General features: G+C 60.6%; 13 protein-coding genes. 9 read left to right on the plus strand and 4 right to left on the minus strand.

Annotation, left to right across the window (positions count from 1 at the left end; translation table 11 throughout):
• Window positions 1–35: 35 nt before the first annotated feature.
• Complete coding sequence (locus tag DES53_RS27020) at window positions 36–521, minus strand: hypothetical protein (protein WP_113961451.1); 486 nt, start codon at window positions 519–521, stop codon at window positions 36–38.
• An 87-nt stretch (window positions 522–608) separates the two neighbouring features.
• Window positions 609–1,679, minus strand: a complete 1,071-nt coding sequence (locus DES53_RS27025; RefSeq protein WP_113961452.1) for an NAD-dependent epimerase/dehydratase family protein — start codon at window positions 1,677–1,679, stop codon at window positions 609–611.
• Window positions 1,680–1,855: 176 nt separating this feature from the next.
• Between DES53_RS27025 and DES53_RS27030 the strand changes: the two genes are divergently transcribed.
• The 8 genes from DES53_RS27030 to DES53_RS27065 all read left to right on the plus strand — a co-directional run bounded on the left by DES53_RS27030 (window position 1,856) and on the right by DES53_RS27065 (window position 12,767).
• Window positions 1,856–2,230 carry an iron chaperone gene (locus DES53_RS27030; RefSeq protein WP_113961453.1) on the plus strand — a complete coding sequence of 125 codons (375 nt, stop codon included), beginning with the start codon at window positions 1,856–1,858 and terminating at the stop codon, window positions 2,228–2,230.
• A 40-nt stretch (window positions 2,231–2,270) separates the two neighbouring features.
• Window positions 2,271–2,855 (plus strand): hypothetical protein, encoded by a 585-nt coding sequence (locus DES53_RS27035; RefSeq protein WP_113961454.1) that lies wholly within the window; start codon window positions 2,271–2,273, stop codon window positions 2,853–2,855.
• Window positions 2,856–2,932: 77 nt separating this feature from the next.
• A complete protein-coding gene (locus tag DES53_RS27040) occupies window positions 2,933–3,271 on the plus strand; it encodes a VOC family protein (protein ID WP_170157445.1) in 339 nt (112 codons plus the stop codon).
• A gap of 63 nt (window positions 3,272–3,334) precedes the next feature.
• Window positions 3,335–5,122: a hypothetical protein gene (locus DES53_RS27045; protein ID WP_113961456.1), complete on the plus strand. Its 1,788-nt coding sequence runs from the start codon at window positions 3,335–3,337 to the stop codon at window positions 5,120–5,122.
• 165 nt (window positions 5,123–5,287) lie between these two features.
• Window positions 5,288–5,833 (plus strand): hypothetical protein, encoded by a 546-nt coding sequence (locus DES53_RS27050; protein ID WP_113961457.1) that lies wholly within the window; start codon window positions 5,288–5,290, stop codon window positions 5,831–5,833.
• A 187-nt stretch (window positions 5,834–6,020) separates the two neighbouring features.
• Window positions 6,021–9,245: a DUF1553 domain-containing protein gene (locus tag DES53_RS27055; protein WP_170157446.1), complete on the plus strand. Its 3,225-nt coding sequence runs from the start codon at window positions 6,021–6,023 to the stop codon at window positions 9,243–9,245.
• A 4-nt stretch (window positions 9,246–9,249) separates the two neighbouring features.
• Window positions 9,250–10,719 (plus strand): DUF1501 domain-containing protein, encoded by a 1,470-nt coding sequence (locus DES53_RS27060; protein WP_113961459.1) that lies wholly within the window; start codon window positions 9,250–9,252, stop codon window positions 10,717–10,719.
• A 17-nt stretch (window positions 10,720–10,736) separates the two neighbouring features.
• On the plus strand, window positions 10,737–12,767 hold the full coding sequence (locus DES53_RS27065) for a hypothetical protein (protein ID WP_113961460.1): 2,031 nt from the start codon (window positions 10,737–10,739) through the stop codon (window positions 12,765–12,767).
• 221 nt (window positions 12,768–12,988) lie between these two features.
• On the opposite strand, the gene DES53_RS27070 is transcribed toward DES53_RS27065, so the two are convergent.
• Window positions 12,989–14,239 carry a hypothetical protein gene (locus DES53_RS27070; RefSeq protein ID WP_147263647.1) on the minus strand — a complete coding sequence of 417 codons (1,251 nt, stop codon included), beginning with the start codon at window positions 14,237–14,239 and terminating at the stop codon, window positions 12,989–12,991.
• A 149-nt stretch (window positions 14,240–14,388) separates the two neighbouring features.
• On the opposite strand from DES53_RS27070, the gene DES53_RS27075 reads away from it, so the two are divergent.
• Complete coding sequence (locus DES53_RS27075; RefSeq protein WP_113961462.1) at window positions 14,389–16,875, plus strand: Amuc_1098 family type IV pilus outer membrane protein; 2,487 nt, start codon at window positions 14,389–14,391, stop codon at window positions 16,873–16,875.
• Between the two features lie 141 nt (window positions 16,876–17,016).
• Here the strand turns inward: DES53_RS27075 and DES53_RS27080 are convergent, their stop codons facing one another.
• On the minus strand, window positions 17,017–18,372 hold the full coding sequence (locus tag DES53_RS27080; RefSeq protein ID WP_113961463.1) for an MBL fold metallo-hydrolase: 1,356 nt from the start codon (window positions 18,370–18,372) through the stop codon (window positions 17,017–17,019).
• Window positions 18,373–18,442 lie beyond the last annotated feature (70 nt).

The raw sequence follows: 18,442 nt of genomic DNA on the forward strand, positions 1-18,442 counted from the left end.
TCGGGGAAACAGGAGCTTGCGCTTCTGTATGAGGCTCAGTCACCGCGTGAGCGGCCTTTGCTGTCCCCCTTGCTGGAGGACTTGCTGCTGGAGCCGGAGCTCTTCTTGCTGGAAGAAGAACTGCTGCTGCTCATGTTGCTGTGCTGGACGCGCTTCTCCCGGCTGGAGTGGTAGTGGTCACCATGGGCGTAGCCTTTGCCGGGCACGTAGTTGGGACCACGACTGGAGGACGAAGACGAGGACTTCTTGTAGTAGTGCTTGTGGTCATCATGGTCGTGATGATCGTGGTCATGGTAATTGCGACGGTAGTAGGAGCTGCCGTAGTACCCGCCATAGTAGCCTCCTCCCCCGTAATAGCCGGGGTAGTAGGAGCTGCGCGGGTAGTAGCCGCCTCCGCCGTAGTAGCCACCGTCATAGTAACCGCCGTCGTTGTAGGCGTAGGGATCAACCACACAACTTGAGAGGAGCAGGGAAAGACCCGCCAGAGTGAGGAGGGAAAGCTTCGCGTAGAGGGATTTCATGTTCGTAAGGGGTTTGGACGCGAGGATGGATAAAACATTCAAATACAGATCGAAACCCCAGCGTCAGTCGGGCGGGTCTTCGGAAAATCAGGAGGAGAGGTGCATCCAGTCCGGATTGGCCTCCGCAAATTTCGCCACCTCGGAAAAGATGGCGTCGCGGCGGATTTCCGGCTGCCATCCCCAGAGGGAGCGGGCCTTGCTGTCATCCAGCGCCAGCCAGGCAATGTCGAAGGGGCGCTCACTCCCATCCTCCTGAACCTCATTGCGATAACCAAAGTGCTGCTCACACCAGGCGCTGAGCTCCGCCAGGGAGAAGGTGCTCTCCGGGCCGCCGGCCACATTCAGCACCCGAGGCCGGTCCTCCGCCTCACCCTGCTGGATCTGGCTGAACACAAGGCCCGCAACATCATCGGGATGAACCACATCCCGAACCTGCCACCCCTTCCCGCCGAAGCCAAGGTACCGGAGACGCCGACTCTCCCGCCAGGAGTGAATCCAGAAGGCCACGATGCCCTGGTCTGCCCGGCCAAACTGGCCTGCACCGGCCATGACGCCGCAGCGGTTGATGTGCACGGGGAGGTCGAAGGCGCTCGCGTATTCCAGCGCCAGATCCTCGCTCATCTTCTTGCTCACGCCATAAAGAGAGAGGGGCGGCGTGGTGGAGAAGTCCTCCGTCACGCCCCGAGCGGAGACGCCAACCGGCAAGCTTTGCTCTTCATCCAGCACAAAGCGGCTGCCCTTCTGCGCAACTGGCAGGGAGGCGAGCGGTCCTACGCCATACACGCGGCTGGTGCTCAGCAGCACAAAGCCCGCCGACTGGCGGCGGCAGAACTCCAGCATGTTCACCGTACCCTGGAGGTTGTGCTCGATGACCTGGCGACTGCTGCTCAGGCCATCCACACCAGCCAACACGCTCGGGTTCGCCGCGGCGTCGATGACCCAGTCCACGGGCGGCAGGTTGTCGAAGTCACTGGCACAGCGCACGTCGCCGTGGAAGAAACCCACGCCGAGGTCCTTCAGCACAGGGCGGTTCCGCTCACTGCCCATGCGGCAGAGATTGTCCATGCCCAGCAGGGTCCAGCCCTCCGTGCTCTCCCGCAGACGGCGCAGAATCCGGCTTCCGACAAATCCACAAGCTCCTGTGACCAATACTCTCATGCTGCGCCGATGGTGGCGTAGGCATGGCGGGCGTCAATGAAGAAGCCGGGAATCCCACGTCATGTCCCGTGAGACACCTGCCAGAGTCACGTTGCCTGCCTGCCACGATCCTCCTTTGCGACTTCGCTGCTTTGCGATAGAACTCTCAAGTCGCTCATTCCCCACCCTCTGCAACCATGGCCGCCCCTGCAAAGCCACAAAGCGTGACGGAGTACATTGATGATGCTGCGCCGGAGGCCCGGAAGCGTTTGCGTGAAATGCGTGCCTGTCTTCGCAAGGCGGCGCCGGGTGCGGAGGAGAGCCTGAAGTGGGGAGTACCGGCATTTTCATATGAGCGCATCCTGTTCACGTATGCGGCGTTCAAGAAACATGTGAGCCTGTTCCCCACGCCCGCAGTGTTGAAGGTCTTTGCAAAAGAACTCTCCGGCTACAAGACCTCAAGCAGCACGGTCCAATTTCCCTTGGACAAACCTCTTCCCGTGGATCTCATTCACCGCATTGCGCTGCTTCGCGTGAAGGAGTGCACGGAAAACGATGCGAAGTGGATGTAGCTGAAAGCGGCAGTGCCTCCGGAACCTCACCGAATCTCATATGAGCACACCTTCACGTTTCGCCACGAGGGCTCTTTTCGCTCCGGTCATCGTGCTTTCATGCATGCTTGTCTTCAGTTCGAAAGCGAAGGCTGGGTGGGATGTATCCCAAACGGCCGCCAGGGAGAGCCATGGGCTGCCTGCGCAGGTGGTATTCGTGTGGGTGCCAGGCCCGGCGGCGGAATACCCCACCATGGCAGTGGCACTCCAGGACGTCGCGGACGACGGGAAGCTGAACCAGCTCCGACTGCTCTCCGTGACAAAACTGCTTTCAGATGACAACTTCCAGAAGGAGGTCTTCCAACAGCTTGAAGCCATCGCCCCGAAGGATCTGAAGGAAGCCCTCGAGTCAGCGGGGAACATGCACAATCCCAAGATGACGGCACTGCGCCCAAGCTTTGAGAAAGCAGTGCTGACCACGCCCACGGTGTTGCGGTTCAAGGAAGACCTTGCGCGCCACCAGTTGGAGATTGCCGGGGCATCGTGTGAGAAGTTTTCGTTCGCGACTACTGGAGGCTCCAAACGCGTCTTCGGCTTCTTGACGTTGACCCTTGCCGGGGCTTCGAACAAGGCGCCCGCGCCCTGAGCACGGCCTTCTCGTCACTTCCCGCTTCGGACAGGCAGCCACCACCACCAATGCCCTCTCCCCACTTCACCTCTGTCATGCCAAGCGTGCCTGTCGCGGAACTGCCGCGCGCGGTCGCCTTCTACGCCGAGAATCTCGGCTTTGAGGTCGAATTCCAGAATGGCACCACCTACGCCATTGTGTCGCGCGACGGCATCCAGCTTGGGATTGGCGCGCCGCCCATCTCCACAGTGCCGGCAGGTCATGGGCGCTGCTACTTCAAGCTCTCCACCGGCATCGATGAACTGTACGAGGGTTATCGTTCCCGCGGGGTGACAATAATTCACGAGCTGCGCGATGAGAGCTACGGCATGAGGGAGTTCATGATTTCCGATCTGGATGGGAACCAGATCAATTTTGGCCAACCGCTGCCGTAGGAACCCAGCTTCCGCATTCCTTTCGGTTGAGCGAACGCGAGATGCGTCTAGCCTCGGCGCTTCATGACTTCGCCAAACCGGAAACCGCTGCTCAGCAGGCTGCTGTTTGTCCTGGGCTGGACGCTGGCGTGGTCGCCGGCTTTGCTCATTCTCACCATGCTGCTGCCTCTCCGGGTGCCGGTGCCCTTCGAGGATGCGTGGGCATTCGTGAAACAGTATCGCGATTGGTGGGAGGGTGACTATGGCTGGCGCGAGTTCCTTGCGCCGCACAACAACCACCCTTCCGCTTCGGGGAAGGTGTTCTACTTCATCGCACTTCACTGGCTGGGTGGTGACGTGGGTGTGCTGCCGCTCGTAGCATGGGCATTCTCCCTCATCATCGCCGTATCCGTGTGGGTGATGGCACGCTCGCTCTGGATGGGGCGTTCATCACGCGGGATGCTGCTGATGTTCTGTGCGAATCTCACCATCTTCACGGCAGCGCAGGGGCATTCGTGGGTGTGGGACTTCGTGTTTCAGAACTTCATTCCAGGAATGGCTTTCTGCGCCGCGCTGGCCACCTTGTGGAAATGGCCGGGGTCATGGTCTGCCCTCGTCGTGGCGTGGTGTCTTTCCATCATGGCCACATTCTCCTTCGGCACGGGGTTTCTCGCCGGGCTGCTGCTGACACCGATGGTGGCAATGCATTTCCGGGAGAAGCCCCTGGCGTGGCGTGGCGCGGTCACCGCGATCTGGTTGCTGCTGACAGGTGGCGCGGCCTTTCTCGCGCTCTCTGCCTTTGGCGAAGCGACCTACACCGGGGATGAATCCCGCGTTGGCAGCCTGTTGGAGCAGCCCGTACTCTTGGCACAATTTGTCCTCGTCCTGCTGGGCTATCTGCTCGGTAATGGCACCACCATGGAACCGGCCCTGCTCTGCGCTCTCGCCGGACTGGGGCTTGTCGTCATCCTGCTGGCATGCGTCTTTCGCGTGTGGCAGCTGCGCAAGGAGCCGGGCATGGTCCAGGCAGCCATGCCCTGGGTGCTGACGACCCTCTTTGGGTTGCTCAATGCCGGACTCATCAGCTACGGAAGGCTGCGGTCGTCAATGATTTCCGCGATGGCTCCCCGGTATGTGACGTTCACGCTCTTCTTCACCCTGGGTGTGCTCCTGCTGGCAGCGGTCGTCGCGGTACGCGACAAGCCTTCAGGCTGGTTCCGCGTTGGCATGCGGCGCGCGGGGCTGTTGCTGGTGGGGGGACTCATTGCCCTGCACGTGGTGAACTGGAATCATGGCTGGCAACACATGAAGTGGGAGCACGAGCGGATGCAGCAGGACCGGGCGCTGCTCTCCTTTGCCAAGGTGCTGCCGCTGGACCCGGAGGTGATGTGGCAGAATCTCGACCACAAAGATCTGACGACGCGGCTGGCCCTGTTCCTTCATGAGCATGACCGATTGAAGAGCGTGCGCCTGGTAAAGGGCGTGGCCATCACGGATTTCCGTCGCGGCTCCCCACTGCCGGACAAATGGGCCTGGCTGGAAGCGCCCGTGGTGCACGAGGGTGTGATGCATCTCAGCGGCGCCTGTGGCGTCTCCAAGGACATGGTCAGCCTTCCGGAACTTGTGCTCATCACCGCCCAGTCGGCGGATGCGGGCGAGAGCGTGGTCTCGTTTGCCACACCGCGACAGCCTTTCGACTTCTATGAGAATGAATGGCTGCGACGCCAGCATCCGGGGCACTACTTCGGCTGGGCGCGAGAGCTCCCTGTGTCGAGATTTCCGAAGGGGAAGGTCACGGTCCGCGCGTATGGGTATTGGATGAAGGGATTCACCGTGCGGGCGCTGGACCGGGAGCATGTGATTGACCTTTGACGTCCTTCTCGTGTCGACGAGTCCGAGACTATCGTTTTCTCCCAAGCGCCATAATGGCATTGACACGCCCCTCCCCTTTCTCAAACATCCATGCACCTGAGTGTTCGCCGGGAAACCTTTCCGGGAAGTGGCGCAGCGTCTGCTCTTACGGAGCGCCGATGCGGCATGCCTGGCATCATCACAGTTCCAGCCGCCACCGTGAAACCCGTTCCAACATCTGACAACCGCTATGGGGGAGGCCGTCCGCCGAAGTTTGACGAGCCCAGCCGTCCCATCACGGTCACGTTGCCGGAAAGCACGCTGCAGGGACTCCAGAAGATCGACCCCGACCGCGGTCGTGCGATCGTGCGCCTGACTCAGGAAGCGCTGCGTGATCAGGAACAGGAGCAACCGCTCGTGGAAGTGCTGGAGATGGCGCCCAATACCGGGCTCATTGTCGTTGGCCCCAGTCTCACGCTACAGCGCATCCCGTTTCTCCATCTGGTGGAAGTGTCCCCAACCCGTTTCCTCATCGCACTGGATACCGGCAACGATTACCGTGCGCTGGAACTGGCTGTCAGGGACATCTTGGAGGAAGTGCCAGCCGCTGAAACTCGGGAGCGCGCCCTGCTCAACCAGCTTCTGGATGTCACCAAGAAGCTCCGCCAAAGCGAGCGGGTCAGCATGGCTGAAATCCTGCTGGTGAAGTTGGACGGCAAGCGCAAGCGCTGACGTCCCGCTTCCGTTTGAGCACCACCCTCGACAGGCAAAAATCCTTTTTTTGCTTTTCTTTGCTTCGCTTGGCGGCAATTTCTACGTAAAAATACAGCAAAGTTTTCTATTTCTAAGTAGAAATTCGTGGTGGATAAGCCATAGAAACGTAGCATCGTCCATCCCCGCCGCTCGTCTCATGACCCTCATGACTTCTCCGCAACGCTGGATTGCGGTTGGTGCATGTCTTATCTGCACCAACGGGCTGGCGCATGCTGCGCAGGAAGTTCTCCCTCAAAAACTCGAGTACAACAAACACATCCGCCCCATCCTGGCAGACCGGTGTTTTCGCTGCCACGGAGCGGATGAACGGGCACGCAAGGCCAAGCTACGGCTCGATGATTTCGACCAAGCCGTTTCAGCGAAGGCCCTGATTCCGGGAGACGCGGAGCACAGCGCGCTGGTGCAGCGCATCCTCACCGCGGACCAGGAGGATGTGATGCCTCCGCCGGACTCTCACCTGTCCCTGAGCGCGGACGAAAAGGCACTGTTGAAACGCTGGGTCGAGGAAGGGGCTGCGTATCAAAAGCACTGGGCATTCATACCGCCGGTGATGCCTGCAGTGCCCCAGGTTTCCCATGAGGGGACACAGCCGGAGAACCCGATCGATGCCTTTGTTCTCGCCAACCTGAAGGCACACGGACTCAAGGCAGCGCCACCCGCAGAGCGTGCGGCGTGGCTGCGCCGCGTCACGTTTGCATTGACGGGTCTGCCACCCAGCACCGCAGAGCTGGAGGCATTCTTCGCAGACACGTCGCCGGTAGCACGTGAGAAGGTGGTGGATCGTCTTCTGGATGCGCCAGCCTATGGGGAGCATTTTGGAAAACAGTGGATGGATGCCGCCCGCTACGCGGACAGCTATGGGCGCCACGAAGATGGCGACATGATCGCATGGCCGTGGCGTGACTGGGTGATTCACGCCTTCAACTCCAATCTGCCCTACAATCGTTTCGTCGAATGGCAGACGGCGGGAGATCTTTTGCCCGGAGCCACCGTGGAGCAGCGTGTGGCCACCGCCTTCAACCGCTTCTCCCCGCAGTCCAACGAGAGCGGCAGTGACCCGCTGGAGTTTCGCCTCGACCAAGTGAGTGACCGCGTGCGAGTGAATGGCCTGGCATTCATGGGACTCACCATGGAGTGCGCGAAGTGCCACGACCACAAGTACGATCCCATCTCCCAAAAGGAGTATTGGCAGATGGCCGCGATGTTCGACAACATCGAGGAAAATGGCGTCTACTCGCAGTACTGCCCGAAGGCCGTGCCCTCGCCGTCCATCCTGCTGCCAAACCAGGCGGAACAACTGCGCCTCGGTGCCTTGCAATGGCAGATCGCAGCAGTGGAACGTGAGCTCGATGACATCAAAAAGCGCGTGCGCCCCCAGTACGATGCGTGGATCGCCGCGAATGGTGTGCCCGGAGAGCTGACCCCCGGCGCGTGGAACCGGGTAAAAGGCTGGTTCGGTGGGGGTGATATCGCTCCCTACAAGCCGCAAGCCAAGGGGCGCTTCCTCTTCGATGACGCGAAACCCAAGGGCGGCAAGGACGTGGTCAACAACGCGAACAAGAAGAAGCCCGGTCGTGAGCGTGCCAAATTGGAGTCCATCGAAGGACCCCCAGGACGGGGGCGCGCGGTGCTGCTGAAGGGGGATGACGAAATCACCTTCCCGGGGCTCGGCGAGTATCACAAGCACGACCGCTTCAGCTTTGCTCTCTGGATGCAACCGCGGGAACATCGCGACCGCGCGGTGGTGATCTCCTGGTCACGCGGCGGACTGGATGATGGCCGTGGATATGAAGTGCTGCTGGAGAATGAAGTGCCCTCCTTCGCCCTGATGCATTTCCATCCCGGCAATGAGATCCGCATCCGCGCCAAGTCACCGCTGCCGCTGAATCAATGGACCCATTTCGCGGTGAGCTATGATGGCAGCAGCCGCGCCTCGGGCCTGAAGATGTGGATCAACGGTGAGCCTGTGGCCAGCGAGACCGTGCAAGATCATTTGCAGAAGGACATCGCCCGGCGTGAGGAGTGGGGCGACATCGATCGCGATGCCATCTTCTTCGCGCTGGGCGGGCGGTTCCACGATTCACCGCTCAAGAACTGTGCCGTAGATGAGTTCCATGTCTTCAGCCGCTCCCTGAGCGATGGCGAAACCAGACATCTCGCCGGGCTGCATGCGACCGCCGATGACTGGTATGACTGGTGGCTGCAAACGAAGTGCCAGGAGTGGAAGGACATGGCGCACTCGGCCATGCTTCTGCGGAAAAAACTCACCGCCACCACGAATGACGTGCTGGAGATGATGGTAATGCAGGAGCGGCCTGCACTGCGGCCAAGCTTTGTCCGCGTGCGTGGTGACTACCGGCAGCCTTCCGCTGAGGTGAAGCCGGGAATGCCGGAGGCCGTGCTCCCCTTCCCGGACAAACTGCCGCGCAACCGTCTGGGTCTCGCCCAGTGGCTCACCAGTTCCGAGCACCCGCTGACCAGTCGCGTGGCGGTGAACCGGCTGTGGCAGACTGTGTTTGGCCGTGGGCTCGTGGGGACACCAGAGGACTTCGGCACGCGTGGCGAACTGCCCACCCATCCTGAACTGCTGGACTGGCTGGCCTGCACCTTCACCCAACACGGATGGGACGTGAAGCGCATGGTACGTCTCATGGTGCTGAGCGAAACGTTTGGACAGAGCATACGCCCTGAAAACGCGGCCACCCTTTCCCAGGACCCGGAAAACAAACTGCTGGCGCGTGGCCCACACGTGCGACTGACCGCGGAAGAACTGCGCGACCAGGCGCTCGCGACCTGTGGTCTGCTCAATCCCAAAATAGGCGGTCCCAGCGCGCGTCCGTATGTGCCGGAACATTTCTATCAGGAGTCCGGTCTCCAGCAGAGCTACAAGACGGATACAGGGGGGAACCTGTACCGCCGCAGCCTCTACACCTTCTGGCGCCGCACCCTGCCACCACCGGATCTCGCCGCGTTCGATGCGCCTTCACGCGAGTTCTGCGTGGTGCGTCGTGAGCAGACCACCTCCCCAGCCCAGGCACTCATGCTGCTGAACAACACGCAGTATGTGGAAGCTCAGCGCGTCCTCGCGGAGCGACTGGTAAACGAACATCGCGATGACTCGCAAGCACGCTGCGTGGAAGCGTTCCGCCTTTTCACGTCACGCGAGCCCACCGGGGCGGAGACCACGGCCATGATGCATCTGCTGGAAGTGGAACTGGAATTTTTCCATGCAAACCCAACCGAAGCCTCCACCCTGCTGCACAGCAATGGGCAGGCTCCGGTGAAACAAAACCTGCCTCCCGATGAGGTGGCCGCCACCACACTGCTGGTACGCGCGCTCATGAGTCACGACGAATCCCTGCACCGTTGATCCCATGATTGGCTCCCACACCACACGTCGCCAGCTTCTCAGCCGTCTGGGCCTGGGGTTCGGCGGCATGGCATTTTCCAGCCTGCTCGCGGGGAATGCGTCTTCCCATGACAATCTTGCAGCGATGCCTGCGGGCAACGCACTGCCAGGGCTCCCGCATTTCGCCCCCCAGGCGAAGCGCGTCATCTTCCTTTTCATGAGCGGTGGGCCGTCCCATGTGGACAGCTTCGATTACAAGCCTGAGTTGCAGAAGCTGCAGGGACAGAGTCTGCCAGATTCCTTCCGCAAGGGCCGCCAGTCACTGCCCGGCATGTCGGGAAACCAAACGCTCTTCCAGCTGAAAGGTTCCTCCCATCCCTTCACCCGCTGCGGACAGAGCGGTGCCTGGGTGAGCAATGCGTTTCCGCACATCGCGCGCGTGGCGGATGAGTTGTGCTTTGTGAAGTCGATGGTCTCGGAGTCGGTGAATCACGATCCAGCCATCACCTTCATCCAGACAGGCTCCCCCATCGCGGGGCGTCCCAGCGCAGGCTCATGGATCCAGTACGGGCTCGGTCGCGAGAATGAAAACCTGCCTGCCTTCATTGTGCTCATCTCCCGGAGGTCTGTGGACCAGCCCTTGAGCAGCAAACTGTGGGGCAGTGGCTTCCTTCCTGCGAGATACGATGGTGTGCAGCTTCGTGCCTCCAAAGACCCTGTACTCTACCTGAGCGACCCTCCCGGCATCCCTCGTGAAGCGAACCGGCGCATGCTGGATGGCCTGAAAGAACTGCAGTCCGTACAACCGGGCACAGCGGTGAGTGCGGATGCGGATGCGCGCTGGGAATCCTACGAGATGGCCTTCCGCATGCAGACGGCCATTCCAGACGTGATGGACCTGAGCAAGGAGCAGTCCCATGTCTTTGATTTGTACGGTCCTGACTCACGCACCCCGGGCACCTTCGCAGCAAACTGTCTGCAGGCGCGCCGACTGGCGGAGAGAGGAGTGCGCTTCATCCAGCTCTTCCATCCGGGATGGGACCAGCACAGCAACATGGAACAGGACTTCCCCATCAGTTCCCGTGAAGTGGACCAGGCCAGCGCCGCGCTCATCATGGATCTGAAGGAGCGTGGCATGCTCAAGGATACGCTGGTGGTATGGGGTGGCGAATTTGGCCGCACGCCCTACCTGCAGGGCCGTGTGGGCAAGGGGGACAAAGGAGGACGCGATCACCATCCGAACTGCTTCACCTTCTGGATGGCCGGAGGCGGCATCAAGCCTGGAATCACCCACGGAGAATCTGATGAACTCGGATATCATGTGGCACAAACTCCGGTGCACGTGCACGACTTCCATGCCACCATGCTTCACCTCCTGGGCATCAACCACGAACGCTTCACCTACCACTTCCAAGGCCGCGACTTCCGTCTCACTGATGTCTCCGGCACTGTCGTGAAGGACATTCTCAGCAAAGCCGCCAGTCACGGAGTCTGACACATCGCACATCCTTCATGGTGGAATCCTCCCTGTCCCCCCAACCGGCCGCACCCGCGGTTTCCCAGTCCACCTTGCCGGGCACGGTCCAGAAGCCGGCAACCTTCATCGAGAGATTCCGGCTGGTCCTGGGCTGCCTTCTGGTCAGCCTGCCGGGTATCGCGCTTTTCCTGCTCATCCGTGAGCACCGTGTGAACATCCCCTTCCTCGATGACTGGATGTTTGTGCATATGTTCGAGAAGGACGCCCTGGGCACACTGACGGTGGCGGACTACTTCATGGTGCAGATGGAGCACCGCATGGCATTTGTGCGGGCGGTGATCATGGTGTTTCACAAGGTGTGGCCCACGGACTGGACCATGCAGATGTTCTTCTGCTGGTTTCTCCTTGTCCTCACCCAGGTGAATGTGGGCGTCCTCATCAAGCGCACCTCGGGGAAGTCCTTCCTCACGTGGTGGCCCCTGCTCATGCTGGCAGCGCTCACCCTCTTCTCACCGGTGCAGTACCGCATCGTGCTCTGGGCGATGATGTTTCAGGTGGCCTGTCCGGCCTTCTTCCTGAGCACGGCGCTGGTGGCCGTCACTTCTCCGTGGCCACTGTGGCTGCGGTGGATCGTGGGTGTGCTGGCCGCAAGCTGCGCCACGCAGAGTTTCGCCTCCGGCATCCTTGTGTGGCTCCTGCCGCTGCCCATCGTCTGGTTCGGCGGTGTCATCCGCAATTCCCTAGCGCGGCACATTTTCGGCGCGCTGTGGCTGGTGGCCTTCGGCATCACCATGGTCCTCTACTTCCATGACCTGAAGAATGAGGTGGACTCCGCCTTCGCGTACAAGCAGCAGGATGGTCATGAAACGCTGAAGAGTGACCTAGCAGGATTCCTCAAGGAGCCTGGAAGGGCCGTCCCGTATGTGCTGCGTTTCCTTGGCGGGCATCTGGGGCGTGGCAGCAGTCTCAGCGTGATGCACGCGAGTTTTTATGCGGGCCTCATCTCCGTCCTCCTGTACACGGGTGCAATGGCGTACCTCCTGTGGCATTGGAAACGGTTGGACATCCGGGCGAAGCTTCTGCCCTGGCTGATGTTCGGCGCGTACTCCATCGCGACCGCCTGCCTCGTGGCGGTGGGACGCATGTGGGCGTCCACGAATGGAGACAATGCGATCGCCCCACGGTATGCCATTCATCCGGTTCCGCTGACCGTTTCGCTCATCGTGCTCACCTGGCTGATTGTGCGGGACTGGCAGAAGCAGCGCGAAACTCCTGTGCGCACCGTGAACCGCGCGATGCTGGCCATGGCGGTGGTGCTCTGCTGTGTGCAGGCGGCCTCCTGGGTGCATGGACAGCACCTCATGGAGATGTGGCAGTCCTCACGCCTGCGCGGCGCGGTCACCACGCGCTTCGTGAAAGTGATGCCCGAGATGGACAACGTGGTGCCGGTGAATCCCCACTACGCGATCCTTGCGGACAGGCTGGGCCTGCTGGACCCACCCCTGCTGAAGGATCGCCAGCTCAACAATTTCCGCCTCGCGCCAAAGATGCTGAGCTCAAACACCGCGAGGTTCAAGAACATCGAGATTGGCATGGATGACGATGGGTTCTACGGCATCGCTGAAGGGTATGCGTGCCTGGCTTCACGAGAGCGTGTGGCGGACGGTGTCTTCCTCACGCGGCGTATTCCACGCGAGGGACGCTGGGAAATCTTCCACGTGGAGCAGGTCACGGGCATGCCGCTGTTCCTTGGTGAGATGTTCTTCAAGGACACACAGTTTGTGCATTTGCCAGGGCAAAGTGTGACGCAGGAGGTGCTGGCCGGGTTCTCAGGGCGCTTCCGATTGAATGAACTGCCTCCGGGGCTGCATGACATCATGGCCTGGGCATATGATTCCAAGAAAAACACCGTCTTTCCCATCGCGGGATTCTTCGAGTTGGATACCAGGGGCGCACACCCCAAGCTGAAGCGCTTGGGCACCAACCCGGCGGCGGTACATCTGAGCAAGTTCCTGGAGGGTGGGAAAAATCCACAGCCACAGTCACAGCCAGCGACGGAAGAGTAGAAGGCAAATGGGGCTGCGAGAGGTCCGGCGGCGCGCAACTGCGCCTCGGTATCCGATGGAAGCGGCAAGCTGATGCCAACCTTTCCGCTCGTGCGCATCGAATGCTCCCCTCATGAGGAGTTATGGATGTCCGCCCAAAATGGCTGGTGGGCAGGAATACCCGCCGGTCGATGTCCGGTCCGAAGGCCCGACTTCCTCAAAAGGCGCTTCCGCCCCGTGGTTCACTCTTCCCCACCTGTCGTCTCCACGGAGGCTTTCAGGCGGAAGCCTTGGACGCTGGTCTGACCCTCGTAGGAGTAGATGCGCTGCACGTCGCCAATCTTCATCAGCAGCCAGGGGGATGCGATGTTTTCACCGTTCTTGGTGTAGACGATGTCGTCCGCAACATAGACGCAGGAGTGGATGGCATTTCCCTGGGCATTGAGGAACATGAGCACATCGCCAAACTCAAAGGGAGCCTCGATGCGATTGTAGTTCTCCAGCACCGCAGCCGTCGCCAGGCGGGTGTCCAGATAGTACTCGCGGGGTTTGTAGTTGAAGAAATTGAGGGACGTCCAGTGGCAGTCCGGCATGCGGCCGAGGACGGCCAGTTCCATGGGCGGGTAGCCATAGAGGAATCGGCGGGCCAGCGAGGGCAGCAGTTGGATGACGTCCAGCTTGTTTTCGCCCTCGGTTTCCAGGGTAGAGCCGACCAGGGGCTCGATGTCCTTGTTTCGCTTGCGACCGCTCCAGTAGCGAACCACGCTTTTGAAGTCGGTGTTGTCATCCACGACCAGCTTGAGCATGAGAGACCGGGTGCGGGTCATGGTCTTGAAGAAGTCCTTCGCCTCGGCGTCCGTCTTCACATAGTTCAGCACAGCAGAGAGGTCGCTGAAGGCGAGCACCTCGCCACGCATGTAGGTGAATTTCTTGATCACCTCCCGGAGCTCTGGATTGAGACGGGACTGGCCCAGCCACTGGTCGACACTACCGCTGGTGATGAACACAGGGTTGAAGTAGAACTCGTTCTCCGGTGTCTTCGCCAGCTCGGCATAAATGACAGAGCGCTGGGCGGGAGTCATGGCCGAAAGGTCCGGCAGCGGGGGGAAGACGGTGATTCTCCCGTCCTTGTTCACGCAGTTCTTGGCATCCAGCAGGTAGTCCTGAAGCGCCTGGGGAAGAGATGCGCGGGTGAATAGCGCTCTGAGGTCACCTTCCGTCGCGGCGGGGAATTCCCACTTGGTGACGGAGTTGGGCATGGGGAAATGCTCAATGAGGCTCTGGGGTGCCTCGAGGTAGATATAATAATACTCAAGCTGCCCCCAAGGGCCTGGGTTGCAATGATAGACCTTTCCGAACATCTCTGAGCTTGAGTTCCCTTCTGGCAATGGCGTACCTGCCTGAGCCGGACTCGATGCCTGGGGCAGCAGCAAACCGGCAACAGTACCGGCGAAGAGAGCGAGAAGACGGTGCGAAAGGGAACGGGGCATCATTGAGAGGTGCGGAAACGGGGGGCGGTACTGGTGTGAAACGGATGGCCTTTGTCAATCATAGGCTCTCCGGCGTTGAATTCTGCTTTTCGTGCAGCAGAAGATTGTCATTCTCCGGCAAATACGCTCTAATCGCGACCTTGATTCTAAAAATGCCCGGAGGTACCCCCCCACTGCCCATTTCAACGACCGCCAGGAAGGCTCTTTGCCCTCTCCTGCTGGCTGGCAGCGTCTGGTGTGGAACCGCAACGCTCCTCCAGGCTGGCCCAGCAGGGGCCCCGACCTCCTCCGTTGCCGAAAGGGAAGTGGCCCGTCGTGCCGCCCTGATGCAACAGGCCAAAGTCTACATCGCCGAAGCCGCTCTCCTTGAACAGAAAGGGCAGCATGCGGAGGCCGCCGCCAGCTATCGTGAGGCGTGGAATCTCCTGCCGAATGCTCCCATGGCCGCTTCCCTGCGTGCCGAGGCCCGGGATGGCTACTCCCGCACGGCGGTGCTCTACGCTCGCCAACTGGCCAAAGAGGCTCGCTATGATGATGCCCGCACCCTGCTGAAATCCGTTCTCGCTGAAGATTTCAATCCGGGATATGCGGACGCCAAGCAGTTCGAAAAGGAACTGGATGATCCCGACCGCTACGAGCCGGCACTGACTCCGAAGCATGTCAAAGATGTAGCCAGGGTGGAGGAGCAACTCCGCTTGGGCTGGAGCCATATCAATCTGGGCAATTTCGACAAGGCGAACGAACGCTTCAAGGAAGCCCTGAGAATCGACCCCTACAACAAGGCCGCCCGCCGTGGCATGGAGCAGTCGGAGCAGCACAAGGATGACTACTTCGATACCGCGAGGGACCACACCCGCGCCAAAATGCTGTCCGCGGTGGATCAGGGCTGGGAAGACTCTGTACCGGTCGATTTGTCCAAGCTTTTTGGCGCATCCGCTCAACTGGGCGTGATGGGAGGCACCCGCGAGTCCAATCTGGTGAAGCTGCGCACTTTCATGGTGCCCATGGTGGAGCTGCAGGGTGCCGGTCTTGAGGAAGTCGTTGAGTTCCTGCGCATCCGCAGCCGCGAGATTGACCCCCAGAAGAAGGGCGTGGACTTCGTGCTCAAGGTCGCCCCGGAGTACGCAAACAAGCCCGTGACCCTCAACATGGTGGGCGTGCCGCTAGAGGAAGTGCTCCGGTATGCCACGGAAATGACCGGTACGATCTACCGGGTGGACGAATTCGCGGTGACCATCACCTCCCGTGCGGAGCGGTCTGATACCCTTGTTTCCCGCAGCTATCGCGTCCCTCCTGATTTCCTGCAGAACGCCCCGTCCGGTGGAGCCGCTGCTCCTCCTGCCAATCCCTTCGATCCGCAACCGGCGGCCACGGGTCTGACTATTCGGCGCATGGGCGTGCGGGAGTTCTTGGAGCAGCGCGGTGTGAAGTTCCCCGAAGGCGCTGCGGCATCCTACAGTCCCGCCACGAACATCCTCACCGTGCGCAACACCGAGGAGAATCTGGTGCTCGTCGACGCCATGGTGGACCAAATCGCCAGCGCGGTGCCTCGACAGGTGGAAATCCAGGTGCGGATGGTGGAAATCAACCAGAACCGCTTCAACGAATTCGGCTTCGACTGGCTTCTGGGACAGTTCAATCTGCCTGGCACGGAGAAGGTCTTCGGCAGCGGCGGCACGGTCGGCAATCAGCGTAACGCTCCCTTCGCGAGTTCTGACTTCGGTCTTGGCTATCCCGGTACAAACGTTCCGATTGGCGTGAATCCCATCACCTCGGGCCTGCGCAGCTCTGGAGCCATTCTGGGAACGCCATCGATTGACGGCCTCATCGGCCAGAGAAGAAATGTGGGCCTGGATTCCCGCTCGCCCGGCACTTTCTCCGTGACGGGGGTCTTCACCGACCCACAGTTCCAGATGGTGCTGCGCACGCTCGACCAGAACAAGGGTGTGGATTTCCTCGTCGCTCCGAATGTGGTCACCAAGAGCGGCCAGCGCGCCCGGGTGTCCGTCTCGCGTGAGTTCATCTACCCTACTGAGTTCGACCCGCCACAGATTCCCCAGAGCCTGGGTTCTTCTGAGACCGTTACCATCGTCAATGGTGTTCCTGTAAGCGTGGAAGTGAATGGCCCGGGCGTGGTTCCCGTGACCCCGACTACGCCAACCGCATTCGAGATGCGCGAGGTCGGTGTGATTCTCGAGGTGGAACCCGTGGTGGGACCGGACAATCGCACGGTGGAACTCAACCTCGTCCCGAGCCTGGTCGAGTTTGAGGGTTTCATCAACTACGGCACCCCCATCACACTGACCGGTTCCGATGTGCCGCCCAACACCATCGCGACGCCCAACGAAATCCTGCAGCCCATCTTCCGTACCAACAAGATCTCCACGAATGTGACCGTGTATGACGGCCAGACGGTGGTGCTGGGTGGAGTGATGTACGAAAAGCGCCAGGACATCGATGACAAGGTCCCCATCATCGGTGACATCCCCATCATCGGTCGCGCTTTCCAGAGCCAGCTCGGCAATGTGGAAAAGAAGAACGTGCTCTTCTATGTGTCCGTGAAGATTCTTGATCCGGGTGGCAATCGCGTAAACCCGATCATGACGGTCGAAGAAGGCGCGGCGACGGTGGCGCGCTAAGGTTGATTGCCAGCCGCAGCGGCACACAAAAGAAACACCGTGCGTCCCGTCACGTTAGGGACGAAGGACTTTTCAGCGGAGCGCGGACAAGAGTGTCCGCACTCCTTTGAGAATTCCGGCATTCCACCTGGGAATGCCCGCCTACCACAGCGCCATCTGCTCGCCGCCTTCGGGAGTCACTATTTCTGACTGGGGCAGTTCGCGGGTGAGACTCTGCTGGAACCACGTTTGCGCCGGCGGGTCGCCATGCACGAGGAGCACCTTGGCAGGAGCGACCTGCTTCACGTACTCCACAATGCTCTCGCGCGTGGAATGCGCGCTGAAATCATAGCTCTCCACGCGGCTGTTGACTTCGACTGCAGGCAGCTTTGGATCGAGCACCACGAGCTCACCGGGCTTGGCATTTCTCACACGATAACCGGGCGTGAGCGGGTCCGTGTAGCCGACGAAGGCCACGGTGTTGCGAGGGTTCGGCAGGAACTGGCGCGCGAACTGGTTCGAAGTGGTACCCTCGCTCATCATGCCGCTGGAGAGGGCATAGATGGTCTGCGGATTGTAGGTGAGCTCCTTCTTCCGTTTGCGCGGGGCCACGAGCGTACGCATGTCTTCGAGGATGCGGAAGCCCTCGTAGTTGCGCCGGGTCTTGTGCGCGTACTGGTCGTAGGTGACGGTGACCTTGGTGCTCAAGCCACCAATGACCACCGGCGCCGGCGGGATGAGCTCCATCTCCACGAGCTCATGCATCATCACGAGCACTTCCTGGGATTTGCCCAGGGCGAAGACGGGAATGAGCACGGCGCCATTGGCCTGGAACGTTTCGCGGATGGCCTTGCCGAGCCGTTCCTTTTCCGAGCGGCGGGTGAAGTCCTCGGGACGCTGGTAATCACCACGCGTGGTCTCGATGATCAACACATCAATGTCTTCCGTGGGGAAGTCTGCCCCCTTGGTGATGGTCTGGGATTCGAAATTGACGTCGCCGGAGTAGAAGAGCGTCTTGCCCTCATGCCGCAAGCGCACCCCCACAGAGCCCATGATGTGGCCGGCATCAAAAAAGGTGCACTCCACATTGGTGCCCGGGAGGATGAAGGGTTTGCGCAGGTCGCGGTAGTCCCACTGCGACACGATACCGTCGATCTCCTTGTGCGTGAAGAGCGGGTACTCGTGAATCTGCAACTCATCCCGCTGGCTGGACATCACGTTCACGGAATTGTGCAGCATGCCCGCGGTGAGTTCACCGGTAGCCTCGGTCATGAAGACCGGCGTCTTCGGCTGCTGGCGCTGCAGCACGGGCAGCGACCCGATGTGATCGTGGTGCGCATGCGTGATGATGATGGCATCCACACTGTCATAGGGCACGGAGCTGAAGTTGGGCAGTGACTCCAGCCCTTTTTCACGAGGGTGCGCGCCGGCATCGAGGATGATGCGGCTGCCGCCTGCTTCGATGAGGTAGGAGTTTGCGCCGATTTCCTTGCGGCGCAGCAAACTGCGAAATGTCATGTGGATGAGGTCTAACTAAAAATCGCGCCGCGGCGCGAGCCGGATTCCCTACGGGCAAAAAAGGAGCTTG

The organism is Roseimicrobium gellanilyticum, assembly GCF_003315205.1.
GTDB classification, from domain to species: Bacteria; Verrucomicrobiota; Verrucomicrobiia; order Verrucomicrobiales; family Verrucomicrobiaceae; genus Roseimicrobium; species Roseimicrobium gellanilyticum.

Excerpts from the sequence above, each read along its gene's own strand:
- DES53_RS27020 (WP_113961451.1), bottom strand. The coding sequence starts at position 521 with ATGAAATCCCTCTACGCGAAGCTTTCCCTCCTCACTCTGGCGGGTCTT.
- DES53_RS27025 (WP_113961452.1), bottom strand. The coding sequence starts at position 1,679 with ATGAGAGTATTGGTCACAGGAGCTTGTGGATTTGTCGGAAGCCGGATT.
- DES53_RS27030 (WP_113961453.1), top strand. The coding sequence starts at position 1,856 with ATGGCCGCCCCTGCAAAGCCACAAAGCGTGACGGAGTACATTGATGAT.
- DES53_RS27035 (WP_113961454.1), top strand. The coding sequence starts at position 2,271 with ATGAGCACACCTTCACGTTTCGCCACGAGGGCTCTTTTCGCTCCGGTC.
- DES53_RS27040 (WP_170157445.1), top strand. The coding sequence starts at position 2,933 with ATGCCAAGCGTGCCTGTCGCGGAACTGCCGCGCGCGGTCGCCTTCTAC.
- DES53_RS27045 (WP_113961456.1), top strand. The coding sequence starts at position 3,335 with ATGACTTCGCCAAACCGGAAACCGCTGCTCAGCAGGCTGCTGTTTGTC.
- DES53_RS27050 (WP_113961457.1), top strand. The coding sequence starts at position 5,288 with ATGCCTGGCATCATCACAGTTCCAGCCGCCACCGTGAAACCCGTTCCA.
- DES53_RS27055 (WP_170157446.1), top strand. The coding sequence starts at position 6,021 with ATGACTTCTCCGCAACGCTGGATTGCGGTTGGTGCATGTCTTATCTGC.
- DES53_RS27060 (WP_113961459.1), top strand. The coding sequence starts at position 9,250 with ATGATTGGCTCCCACACCACACGTCGCCAGCTTCTCAGCCGTCTGGGC.
- DES53_RS27065 (WP_113961460.1), top strand. The coding sequence starts at position 10,737 with ATGGTGGAATCCTCCCTGTCCCCCCAACCGGCCGCACCCGCGGTTTCC.
- DES53_RS27070 (WP_147263647.1), bottom strand. The coding sequence starts at position 14,239 with ATGATGCCCCGTTCCCTTTCGCACCGTCTTCTCGCTCTCTTCGCCGGT.
- DES53_RS27075 (WP_113961462.1), top strand. The coding sequence starts at position 14,389 with ATGCCCGGAGGTACCCCCCCACTGCCCATTTCAACGACCGCCAGGAAG.
- DES53_RS27080 (WP_113961463.1), bottom strand. The coding sequence starts at position 18,372 with ATGACATTTCGCAGTTTGCTGCGCCGCAAGGAAATCGGCGCAAACTCC.